Annotated in this window: 8 protein-coding genes and 1 tRNA gene; all 9 read right to left on the bottom strand. The window is 46.6% G+C overall.

Annotated elements, in window-relative coordinates; genetic code table 11:
• Window positions 1–120: 120 nt before the first annotated feature.
• A complete protein-coding gene (rpoC, locus tag HMPREF3277_RS00420) occupies window positions 121–4296 on the bottom strand; it encodes a DNA-directed RNA polymerase subunit beta' (protein WP_003760500.1) in 4176 nt (1391 codons plus the stop codon).
• A gap of 167 nt (window positions 4297–4463) precedes the next feature.
• Window positions 4464–8642, bottom strand: a complete 4179-nt coding sequence (rpoB, locus tag HMPREF3277_RS00415) for a DNA-directed RNA polymerase subunit beta (RefSeq protein ID WP_070869708.1) — start codon at window positions 8640–8642, stop codon at window positions 4464–4466.
• A gap of 187 nt (window positions 8643–8829) precedes the next feature.
• A complete protein-coding gene (gene rplL / locus HMPREF3277_RS00410; protein ID WP_003677916.1) occupies window positions 8830–9201 on the bottom strand; it encodes a 50S ribosomal protein L7/L12 in 372 nt (123 codons plus the stop codon).
• Between the two features lie 58 nt (window positions 9202–9259).
• On the bottom strand, window positions 9260–9760 hold the full coding sequence (gene rplJ, locus HMPREF3277_RS00405; protein ID WP_003760504.1) for a 50S ribosomal protein L10: 501 nt from the start codon (window positions 9758–9760) through the stop codon (window positions 9260–9262).
• Between the two features lie 227 nt (window positions 9761–9987).
• Entirely contained in the window at window positions 9988–10683 is a 696-nt protein-coding gene (gene rplA, locus HMPREF3277_RS00400; RefSeq protein ID WP_003763421.1) for a 50S ribosomal protein L1, read from the bottom strand.
• Entirely contained in the window at window positions 10683–11117 is a 435-nt protein-coding gene (rplK, locus tag HMPREF3277_RS00395) for a 50S ribosomal protein L11 (protein WP_002220151.1), read from the bottom strand. Before rplK ends, rplA begins: the two co-directional genes overlap by 1 nt.
• 106 nt (window positions 11118–11223) lie before the next feature.
• Window positions 11224–11757: a transcription termination/antitermination protein NusG gene (gene nusG, locus HMPREF3277_RS00390; protein WP_003760509.1), complete on the bottom strand. Its 534-nt coding sequence runs from the start codon at window positions 11755–11757 to the stop codon at window positions 11224–11226.
• Window positions 11758–11759: 2 nt separating this feature from the next.
• On the bottom strand, window positions 11760–12032 hold the full coding sequence (gene secE, locus HMPREF3277_RS00385; protein WP_003779769.1) for a preprotein translocase subunit SecE: 273 nt from the start codon (window positions 12030–12032) through the stop codon (window positions 11760–11762).
• A gap of 120 nt (window positions 12033–12152) precedes the next feature.
• Window positions 12153–12228, bottom strand: a tRNA-Trp gene (locus HMPREF3277_RS00380).
• Window positions 12229–12268: the final 40 nt, after the last annotated feature.

Genomic DNA, 12268 nt, shown 5'->3' with positions numbered 1-12268 from the left:
GTATTGTACTATTTTGTTTTTAATTTACTATAATCCACTATAATCCACACAGGTCGTCTGAAAAAGAAAACCGCAAGTGATATTGCCTTGCGGTTTTCTTTCAAACAAACATCCTACGGATTATTCATCTGTTGCTTCGATTTCGGAAGCTTCTTGCTCCGCTTCCTGCCATTGCTGGCGACGGCTGCGGTGGTAGGTCAAACCGGTACCGGCAGGAATCAGACGACCTACGATTACGTTCTCTTTCAGACCGCGCAACTCGTCTTGCTTGCCCATAATGGCAGCTTCGGTCAGAACGCGGGTCGTTTCTTGGAACGATGCGGCAGAAATGAAGCTGTCGGTTGACAAGGAGGCTTTGGTAATACCCAACAATACGTTTTCGTAACGTGCCGGTTCTTTGCCTTCTTCCAAAGCTTTTTCATTGGCTGTCATGACATCGCCGCGTTCGACTTGCTCACCGGTAATGAATTCGGTTTCACCTGAATCGACAATATTCACACGGCGCAGCATCTGACGGATGATGACTTCGATGTGTTTATCGGAAATCTTCACGCCTTGAAGACGGTAAACCTCTTGCACTTCTTGAACGATATAACGTGCCAGTGCTTCGATACCTTGCAGACGCAGAATATCATGCGGATCAACCGCTCCGTCCACGATGGTTTCACCGCGGTTTACCACTTGACCGTCATGCACCAGAATTTGTTTCTCTTTAGAAATCAAAGTCTCGTATGCTACGCCGTCTACGTCAGTGATAATCAGACGCTGTTTGCCTTTGGTCTCTTTACCGAATGAAACGGTACCGGTGATTTCTGCCAACATACCTGCATCTTTCGGCACGCGTGCTTCAAACAACTCGGCAACGCGCGGCAGACCACCGGTAATGTCGCGGGTTTTGGAAGAGGCTTGCGGGATACGCGCCAATACGTCGCCTTTACCGACTTCCTGACCTTCGCGCACGGTAATCACTGCACCCACAGGGAATGCCATAGATACCGGGGTGGAGGTACCCGGAATGCAGATTTCCAGACCGTTTTCATCCAACAGTTTTACAGTAGGACGCAGCAGTTTGGATGCGCTGCCGGAGCGGCGCTTGCCGTCGATAACCACCAAGGTAGACAAACCGGTTACATCGTCGGTTTGTTTGGCAACGGTTACACCCTCTTCCACGTTTTCGAATTTCACCCAACCTGCGTGTTCGGTAATCATCGGACGGGTATGCGGATCCCAAGTTGCCAACGTTTGACCGGCTTTGATGGCTTCACCGTCTTGAACCATCAAGATCGCACCGTAAGGCACTTTGTGACGTTCACGTTCACGGCCGATGTCATCATGGATAACGACTTCGCAAGAGCGTCCGATGACAACCAATTCGCCTTTGTTGTTGGCAACATAACGCATTTGGCTGCTGAATCGTGCCGTACCGTTGGATTTGGCTTCAACTTGGCTGGCTGCTGCCGCACGGGATGCCGCACCACCGATGTGGAACGTACGCATGGTCAACTGGGTACCCGGCTCACCGATAGATTGAGCGGCAATCACGCCGACTGCTTCACCGGCATTAACCAATTTGCCGCGTGCCAAGTCGCGACCGTAACAGTGCGCACACAAGCCATGGCGGGTTTTACAAGTAATCGGAGTACGGACTTTGACTTCATCGACACCAGATTGGTCAATCATATCCACCAGTTTTTCAGTCAACAACGTACCGGCTTCAACCAAGGTCTCACCACTTGACGGATCGACAACGTCAGACGCGGTAACACGACCCAAAATACGATCGCGCAATGCTTCAATCACATCACCGCCTTGTACGACTGCCTTCATGACAAAGCCGTCTGAAGTACCACAATCGTCTTCAACAACGACCAAATCTTGAGTTACGTCTACCAGACGACGGGTCAGGTAACCGGAGTTCGCGGTTTTCAATGCGGTATCCGCCAAACCCTTACGCGCACCGTGGGTCGCAATAAAGTATTGCAATACGGTCAGACCTTCGCGGAAGTTCGAGGTAATCGGCGTTTCAATAATCGAGCCGTCAGGTTTAGCCATCAAACCACGCATACCGGACAACTGTTTAATCTGAGCTGCAGAACCACGGGCACCGGAGTCAGCCATCATATAAATGGAGTTGAAGGACTCTTGATCGACTTCGTTGCCGTCACGGTCGATAACTTTTTGTTTGGACAAGTTGTCCATCATCGCTTTAGCGATTTTATCGCCGGCACGACCCCAAATATCCACCACTTTGTTGTAGCGTTCGCCGTTGGTGACCAAACCTTGACGGTATTGGTCTTCGATTTCTTTAACCTCGGCATTGGCTTCAGCCAACAAGGCCGCTTTTTCTTTCGGAATTTCCATGTCGTCAACAGCAATGGAAATACCGCCTTTGGCCGCGAATCCGAAACCGGTGTACATCAAGTGGTCGGCGAAGATAACCGTATCGCGCAAGCCGCACAGGCGGAACGATGCGTTAATCAGCTTGGAAATTTCTTTTTTCTTCAGCGCTTTATTGATGTATTCGAACGGCAGGCCTTTAGGCAGGATTTCGCTCAACAATGCACGACCGACAGTTGTTTCGTAACGTGTAACGACTGGCTCGAATTCGCCGGCTTCATTTTTCACCCATTCACGCAGACGTACGGTGATTTTCGTACCCAGCTCAACCTGTTTGGTATGGTATGCACGATGCACTTCTTTCACATCAGCAAACAGACTGCCCTCACCTTTGGCATTGATGCGGTCGCGAGTCATGTAGTACAGGCCCAATACAATGTCTTGGGAAGGTACGATAATCGGTTCGCCGTTGGCAGGAGACAATACGTTGTTTGAAGCCAGCATCAGGGTGCGCGCTTCCATTTGCGCTTCCAAGCTCAATGGAACGTGTACCGCCATTTGGTCACCGTCAAAGTCGGCGTTAAACGCGGCACATACCAACGGATGCAGCTGAATGGCTTTACCTTCAATCAGGATAGGTTCAAACGCTTGAATACCCAAACGGTGCAGGGTCGGCGCACGGTTCAGCATAATCGGATGTTCGCGGATGACTTCTTCCAAAATGTCCCATACTTCCGGCACTTCTTGCTCTACCAATTTTTTCGCTGCTTTAACGGTAGAAGCCAGACCTTGTTTTTCCAGTTTATGGAAAATGAACGGTTTGAACAGTTCCAAAGCCATTTTTTTCGGCAGACCACATTGGTGCAGACGCAGGTATGGACCTACGGTAATCACGGAACGACCGGAGTAGTCCACACGTTTACCCAGCAGGTTTTGACGGAAACGACCGCCCTTACCTTTAATCATGTCTGCCAACGATTTCAGCGGACGTTTGTTGGCGCCGGTCATGGCTTTCCCGCGACGGCCGTTATCCAACAGCGAGTCAACCGCTTCTTGCAACATACGTTTTTCGTTGCGGACAATGATGTCAGGAGCGTGCAGTTCCAGCAGGCGTTTCAGACGGTTGTTACGGTTGATGACGCGACGGTATAAATCGTTCAAATCGGAAGTGGCAAAACGGCCACCGTCCAACGGAACCAGAGGGCGCAAATCAGGCGGCAATACCGGCAGCACGTCCATAATCATCCATTCCAGTTTCATGCCGGAACGATGGAAGGCTTCCAATACTTTCAAGCGTTTGGCGATTTTTTTGATTTTGGTATCTGAACCGGTCGACTCAAGTTCTTGGCGCAGGATTTCGATCTCGCCTGCTACATCCAGGGTACGCAACAATTCGCGGATACCTTCTGCACCCATTTTGGCATCGAAATCGTCGCCGTATTCGTCCAGTTTGTTGTAGTAGTCATCTTCAGTCAGCAATTGACGGCGTTGCAGCGGAGTCATGCCGGGGTCGGTCACAACAAATGCTTCAAAGTACAATACGCGTTCAATGTCGCGCAAAGTCATGTCCAGCACCATACCCAAACGAGAAGGCAGGGATTTCAAGAACCAAATGTGTGCCACAGGCGCGGCCAATTCGATATGACCCATGCGTTCGCGGCGCACTTTGGACAAAGTCACTTCCACGCCACATTTTTCACAGGTTACACCTTTAAATTTCAAGCGTTTATATTTTCCGCACAAGCACTCGTAGTCTTTGACCGGACCAAAGATTTTGGCGCAGAACAGACCGTCACGCTCAGGTTTGAACGTACGATAGTTGATGGTTTCAGGCTTTTTAACTTCGCCGTAAGACCATGAACGAATGGTTTCGGGAGAAGCAATGCCGATTTTGATGGCATCAAACTCTTCTTCCATGCCGGCAGTTTGCAACGGATTAAATAAGTTCAACAAATTCATTTTTGCTCCTTGAAGGAAGTATTTTTACCGCGTGGCGGATTTTCGATATTGGAAACGGTACGTTACGGTTTCAGACGACCTGATATTTTCAGATTTCGATTAATTCATTCTTATTCTGCAACCGCTTTTTCAGACGACCTTCAAAGAGGCCGTCTGAAAACTTCTGTTTAGTAACGTTCCAAATCAATATCCAAGCCCAGTGAGCGAATCTCTTTAACCAATACGTTGAAGGACTCAGGCATACCGGCATCAATTTTGTGCTCGCCTTTGACGATGTTCTCGTACATTTTTGTACGGCCTGTTACGTCGTCGGACTTCACGGTCAACATCTCTTGCAGTGTGTAGGCTGCGCCGTATGCTTCCAGCGCCCAAACCTCCATCTCACCGAAACGTTGACCACCGAACTGAGCTTTACCGCCCAGAGGCTGTTGAGTAACCAAACTATACGGACCGGTAGAACGCGCGTGCATTTTTTCGTCAACCAAGTGGTGCAGCTTCAGATAGTGCATCACACCTACTGTTACCTTGCGGTCAAACGGTTCGCCAGAGCGTCCGTCATACAGCGTGATTTGGGTTTTGCTGTCGTTAAAGCCCAGTTTTTCGACTTCAGGATCATTGCTCGGATAAGCCAAATTCAGCATTTCGCGGATTTCAGATTCTTTCGCACCATCAAATACCGGCGATGCAAAAGATGCGCCTTTACGCAGATTGGAAGCCAGTTCGATGATTTCTTCATCAGTCAGGGCATCCAAATCTTCTTTCTTACCGCTGCCGTTGTAGAGTTTGTTCAAGAACTCGCGCAGCTCGCTGGCTTTGCGTTGCTCTTTCAGCATACGATCGATACGCTCGCCGATACCTTTTGCCGCCCAACCCAAGTGAACTTCCAAAATCTGACCGATGTTCATACGGGAAGGTACGCCCAACGGGTTCAGTACGATGTCCACAGGACGACCGTCCGCCATGTAAGGCATATCTTCAACAGGCAGAATACGCGATACCACACCTTTGTTACCGTGGCGACCCGCCATTTTGTCACCGGCTTGCAGACGGCGTTTGATGGCGATAAAGACTTTCACCATTTTTTGTACGCCAGGCTGCAATTCGTCGCCTTGGGTCAGTTTTTTCTTCTTGATTTCGTACAACTCGTCCGCTTCTTCGCGTTTTTGTTGCAGACTCAATTTAATCAGTTCTAATTGTTTGGCCAAATCTTCATCAGACAAACGGATATCGAACCAATCGTGTTTACTAGGCAGACCCGCCAGATATTCTGTCGAAATTTCGCTGCCTTTGGCCAGCTTCATCGGACCGCCGTTGGCTTTTTGGCCGACGATCATACGCTCAATACGGTCGAATGCGTCGTTATCGAAAATACGCAACTGGTCGCCCAAGTCTTGACGGTAACGTTTCAGCTCAGAATCGATAATGGATTGAGCACGTTTGTCGCGTTGGATACCTTCGCGGGTAAAGACTTGAACGTCGATAACCGTACCGCTCATGCCGGTAGGCATACGCAAAGAGGTGTCTTTTACGTCGGATGCTTTTTCGCCGAAGATGGCGCGCAACAGTTTTTCTTCCGGAGTCAGTTGGGTTTCGCCTTTAGGCGTTACTTTGCCTACCAACACATCGCCTGCTTCCACTTCTGCACCGATGTAAACAATACCGGATTCGTCCAAACGGTTTTGCATACGCTCGGACAAGTTCGGAATATCGCGGGTGATATCTTCCGCACCCAGCTTGGTATCGCGGGCAACGACATTCAATTCCTCAATGTGAATCGAAGTATAGCGGTCGTCTGCAGCTACTTTTTCGGAAATCAGAATCGAGTCTTCATAGTTATAGCCATTCCACGGCATAAAGGCGATGGTCATGTTTTGACCCAAAGCCAATTCGCCCAAATCGGTAGATGCACCGTCAGCAATCAAATCGCCGCGCTGCAAAACGTCACCGGCTTTGACCGCAGGACGTTGGTTAATATTGGTAGATTGGTTGGAACGAGTGAATTTAACCAAGTTGTAAATATCGACACCCACTTCACCGGCAGTCGCTTCATCGTCATGAACACGAATCACAACACGGTTGGCATCGACATACTCAACCACACCTCCGCGGCGGGCAACGATTGCAGTAGCAGAGTCAACAGCAACAGAACGCTCAATACCGGTACCAACCATCGGTTTTTCAGGACGCAGGCACGGTACGGCCTGACGTTGCATGTTGGCACCCATCAATGCACGGTTCGCATCATCGTGCTCCAAGAACGGAATCAGAGATGCCGCTACAGATACCACTTGACCGGTTGCCACGTCCATATATTGCACACGGTCAGGCGTTGCCATAATGGTTTCGCCTTTTTCACGACAAGTTACTAGGTCACCAATCAAATTACCGTCTTTGTCCAAATCAGCATTCGCCTGTGCAATCACATAGCGGCCTTCTTCAATGGCAGACAAGTAATCGATTTCCTCGGTTACTTTGCCGTCGATAACGCGGCGGTAAGGAGTTTCCAAGAAACCATAATCATTGGTACGTGCATAAACGGACAATGAGTTAATCAAACCGATGTTCGGACCTTCAGGCGTTTCAATCGGACATACGCGACCATAGTGAGTCGGATGCACGTCTCGCACCTCGAAACCGGCTCGTTCACGGGTCAAACCACCCGGGCCTAACGCAGATACGCGACGTTTATGGGTTACTTCAGACAAGGGATTGGTCTGGTCCATAAACTGACTCAACTGGCTTGAGCCGAAGAATTCTTTGATTGCAGCAGAAACAGGTTTCGCATTAATCAAATCATGTGGCATTAAGTTTTCTGATTCCGCTTGATTCAGGCGTTCTTTTACGGCACGTTCTACACGAGCCAAACCACTGCGGAATTGGTTTTCAGTCAACTCACCTACCGACCGCACACGACGGTTACCCAAGTGGTCAATATCGTCCACTTCACCATGACCGTTACGCAATTCAACCAAAGTAGCAATAGAGGCAACAATATCTTCGACGCTCAGGACATAACCGCCTTTTTCGGCAGCACCTACGAAAGTTTCATTCAACAAACGGCCATACCAAGAATGTTGTTGTGCTTCAGACAATTTTTGCTCATAAGTACGCGTATTGAATTTCATACGGCCTACGCGAGACAAATCGTAGCTGTCTTCACTGAAGAACAAGCGGTTAAACAACTGCTCGACTGCTTCCTCGGTAGGCGGCTCGCCTGGGCGCATCATGCGGTAAATCGCAACACGCGCTGCTTGCTGATCAGCAGTCTCATCAGTGCGCAGGGTATTGGAAATATAACCGCCCTGATCCAATTCATTAATGTAAAGCGTAGTAAGCTGTTTTACACCATGGATATCAAATTTTGCCAACAACTCTTCAGTGATTTCATCATTGGCAACAGCCAATACTTCACCCGTTTCCGGGTCAATCAAATCAGCGGCCAACGCTTTGCCTAAGAGGCTTTCCGGCTCCACATCCAAACGAGTTAATCCCGCATTGCTGATATCACGGATATTTTTTGCGGTAATACGTTTACCCTTAGCAACCAATACGTTGCCTTCTTTATCCAAGATATCAACTTTGGCAGTTTCACCTTTCAGACGACCTACAACCAAATCGGTTTGAACACCATTTTCAGACAGATAGAACGTTTCTTTATCGTAGAAAATATCCAAGATCTGCTCATTGTTGTAGCCCAAAGCCTTCAACAAAATCGTAACCGGCATTTTGCGGCGACGATCAATACGGAAATATAGCAAATCTTTCGGGTCAAATTCGAAATCTAGCCACGAGCCACGGTAAGGAATGATTCGAGCAGAGAACAACAATTTACCGGAGGAATGAGTTTTACCACGGTCATGCTCAAAGAACACACCGGGAGAACGATGCAACTGAGAAACAATTACACGCTCGGTACCGTTAATGACAAACGAACCACTTGGAGTCATCAATGGGATTTCGCCCATGTATACTTCATTTTCACGAACTTCTTTGACTGTCGGTTTAGACGCTTCCTTGTCTAAAATAACCAGTCGGATACGCGCGCGCAAAGGGGCTGCATAAGTGATTCCGCGCAATTGACATTCAGGAATATCGAACAAAGGCTCACCCAACGTGTAATGCACAAACTCCAGACGCGCATAACCATTGTGGCTTACGATAGGAAAAATAGAATTAAATGCAGCCTGCAGACCATCGTCAGTGCGCTGATCAAAAGCATTTTCTAATTGCAGAAATTTCGCATAAGAATCAATTTGTGTTGCCAACAAAAAGGGAACGTCCAATACGTTCTCTCGTTTTGCAAAACTCTTACGGATACGTTTTTTCTCGGTAAACGAATAGTTCATATACACTCCGAAAAGCAATTTTAAAAAAGAGGTCGTCTGAAATAACGCCTATTGTTTGTGTTATTTACATTTATTTAAACTTAGCTTGCGAATAAATTGCAAATAAATGTAAATAACAAATTAACCTAATAACAATAAGCAAAATAAGGCTGGCAGAAAACTGCCAGCCTTAACAGGAAGCATCAAATTATTTGATTTCGACTTTAGCGCCGGCTTCTTCCAATTGTTTTTGGATGTCTTCAGCTTCAGCTTTAGAAACACCTTCTTTAAGAGTTTTAGGTGCACCATCAACGATGTCTTTAGCTTCTTTCAGACCCAGACCAGTAATTGCGCGGACTACTTTAATCACGCCAACTTTTTGGTCACCGGCAGAAGCCAATACTACGTCAAATTCAGTTTTTTCTTCAGCGGCAGCAGCACCAGCACCAGCAGGACCTGCAACTGCAACAGCAGCAGCAGAAACGCCGAATTTTTCTTCAAAAGCTTTAACCAAGTCGTTCAATTCCATTACGGTCAAAGAACCAACTGCTTCCAAAATGTCTTCTTTAGTAATAGCCATGCTATTTATACTCCAAATATTGTATTAAAAAATAATTGATTAACAGAAACAAAATTGATTAAGCGGCTTCTTCGCCTGCTTTTTTCTCTGCCAAAGCAGCCAAACCGCGCGCAAAGCCTGATACAGGAGCTTGCATAACGAACAACAGTTTGGACAACAGCTCTTCGCGGCTCGGAATAGAAGCCAACTCAGCAACCTGAGCAGCATTCATTACTTCACCATTGTAAGAACCGGCTTTAACTACAATCTTGTCATCTTTTTTCGCGAATTGGTGCAACACTTTAGCAGCAGCAACAGCATCTTCAGAAGCAGCATAAACCAATGGACCAACCATTTGATCAGCCAAAGCTGCGAATGAAGTACCCTCTACTGCACGACGAGCCAATGTGTTTTTCAGAACGCGCAAGTAAACGCCTTCTTTACGCGCATTTGCACGAAGCTCAGTCATACTGGAAACACTGATACCGCGATATTCAGCAACCACGAGAGTCTGAGCGTTAGCAATTGCTGCGCTGATTTCCTCTACGGCTACTTTCTTGGTTTCAATATTGAGACTCAAGGTCTACCTCCCACTGTTTATAAACAGGATATCGGAATGATATCCCACCAGCGCGGTAACCTAAAAAGACATCTTACAAGCAATCTTGCAATGTGTTTCAGGACTACCGTCTGCGTAGGGCAGTTACGATTAAATCTTGCGATCCCTACGGTCTTGGACATCTACTTAATTCTAAGTAGCCCAAATTCAAGCAACTCAAAAATAGAGTTGCTTGAAAATTTCTTAGATTAGTTATTCACGCTTGATGTATCAACGCGAACACCTAAACCCATAGTGCTGGATACAGCAACTTTTTTCAGGTACTGACCTTTAGCAGCAGCGGGTTTAGCTTTAACGATAGCGTCCAGCAACGCATCAAAGTTCTCTTTCAAATCAGCTTCAGCGAACGAAGCACGACCGATAGTTGCATGAACGATACCAGCTTTGTCTGTACGATATTGCACTTGACCTGCTTTTGCATTTTTAACTGCTTCAGCCACATTAGGAGTAACAGTACCCACTTTAGGGTTTGGCATCAAGCCACGCGGACCCAAGATAGTACCCAACTGACCAACGATGCGCATTGCATCAGGAGAAGCAATAACAACGTCAAAGTTCAGATTACCTGCTTTGATTTCAGCAGCCAAATCTTCAAAGCCGACAACATCAGCACCAGCTTCTTTAGCTGCTTCAGCATTTGCACCTTGAGTAAATACCGCCACGCGGGTTGTTTTACCAGTACCTTTAGGCAGAACAACTGAACCACGGATAACTTGGTCAGATTTACGCGGATCAACACCCAAGTTGAAAGATACGTCAACAGACTCGTCAAATTTAGCAGTCGCTGCTTTTTTTACCAAAGCAATTGCTTCATCAATTGCATATAATTTATTGGCTTCAACAGAAGAGCGCAAAGCTTTCAAGCGTTTAGATACTTTAGCCATTATACAACACCCTCCACATCTAAACCCATTGAGCGAGCAGAACCAGCAATAGTGCGAACAGCAGCATCCAAATCAGCAGCAGTCAAATCAGGTTCTTTAGTTTTAGCAATTTCTTCCAACTGAGCACGGGTCAATTTACCCACTTTGTTTGTCAGAGGATTAGAACTACCTTTTTGCAAACCGGCAGCTTTTTTCAACAGAATAGAGGCCGGAGGAGTTTTCATCACAAAAGTGAATGACTTATCCGCAAATGCAGTAATTACAACTGGAATCGGCAAACCAGGCTCCATGCCTTGAGTTGCAGCATTAAATGCTTTACAGAATTCCATAATATTCAGACCACGCTGACCCAAAGCAGGACCAACTGGGGGAGATGGATTGGCTTTACCTGCAGGAATTTGCAGTTTGATATAGCCGATAATTTTCTTTGCCACTTATAGGACTCCTAAAAACGGGTATAGCGCGGAACCATTTCCGCTTCCCAAAAAAGAATTCAGTATTATATTTACTTAGAGATTTTTTTTCAAGGGATTTAAAAACTTAAATCTTTTCTACTTGACCAAACTCCAGCTCAACCGGGGTTTCACGACCAAAAATCTGAACAGAAACCCTCAATTTATTACGCTCATAATTCACTTCATCTACAATACCGTTGAAGTCAGCAAAAGGTCCTTCGTTTACACGAACTTGCTGCCCCACTTCAAATTCAACTTTAGGTTTAGGCTTCTCAACTCCAGAACGAACCTGTTGCAAGATTGCATCAGCTTCTCTTTGAGAAATCGGAGTAGGCTTATTTGCCGTACCACCAATAAAGCCTGAAACTCGAGGGGTACTTTTCACCAAATGCCATGAGTCATCGGTCATTTCCATTTCGACCAAAACATAGCCCGGATAGAACTTACGCTCGCTAATGGTTTTGCGACCATTTTTAATATCGACCACTTCTTCAACCGGAACAAGAATCTGACCGAAATAACCTTCCATGCCTTCGCGAGCGATACGCTCTTTTAGGGTCTTCTGGACATTTTTCTCAAAGCCGGAATAAGCCTGCACAACATACCAACGTTTTGACATTTTTACCCCCTCTTCAACAACACATCAAAAAACAGCCAGGAAATAGCACTGTCTGCCGCGTAAATAAATACTGCCAAGATTGCAACAAATATAACAACGAAGATCGTCATCTTAACTGCATCATCTCGCGTAGGCCAAACAACTTTTTTAAACTCAGACCATGAGTTTTTAAAATAGGAAAGCAGCCCTTCTCGCTTAGGCGGCGTAGAATGATTGCCGGATGTTACAAGCTGACCCGACTTTTCTGCTTTATGTTCAGATGTATGTTCAGTCATCTTTACTCACTCACCACAGCATCAAAGTCGCACTATCTCACTCATGCAATGGTTTAAATTAATTACTAAAAAAGAAATGCAAAAAAAATTAACCGGCACAGGGCCGGTTAATTTTTTATTTGGCAGGCCAAGAGGGTCTCGAACCCCCAACCCTCGGTTTTGGAGACCGATACTCTACCAATTGAGCTATTGGCCTCTAAACTTAAGCGATGATAGAAGAAACCACACCTGCACCT

This window comes from Neisseria sp. HMSC70E02, from assembly GCF_001838645.1.
GTDB classification, from domain to species: domain Bacteria; phylum Pseudomonadota; class Gammaproteobacteria; order Burkholderiales; family Neisseriaceae; genus Neisseria; species Neisseria macacae.
Note: the sequence above shows the minus strand (reverse complement) of the source record. Positions and strands in the feature narration are given on the sequence as shown.

Coding starts and splice junctions, on each gene's coding strand:
- rpoC (WP_003760500.1), bottom strand. CDS start 4,296: ATGAATTTGTTGAACTTATTTAATCCGTTGCAAACTGCCGGCATGGAA.
- rpoB (WP_070869708.1), bottom strand. CDS start 8,642: ATGAACTATTCGTTTACCGAGAAAAAACGTATCCGTAAGAGTTTTGCA.
- rplL (WP_003677916.1), bottom strand. CDS start 9,201: ATGGCTATTACTAAAGAAGACATTTTGGAAGCAGTTGGTTCTTTGACC.
- rplA (WP_003763421.1), bottom strand. CDS start 10,683: ATGGCTAAAGTATCTAAACGCTTGAAAGCTTTGCGCTCTTCTGTTGAA.
- nusG (WP_003760509.1), bottom strand. CDS start 11,757: ATGTCAAAACGTTGGTATGTTGTGCAGGCTTATTCCGGCTTTGAGAAA.
- secE (WP_003779769.1), bottom strand. CDS start 12,032: ATGACTGAACATACATCTGAACATAAAGCAGAAAAGTCGGGTCAGCTT.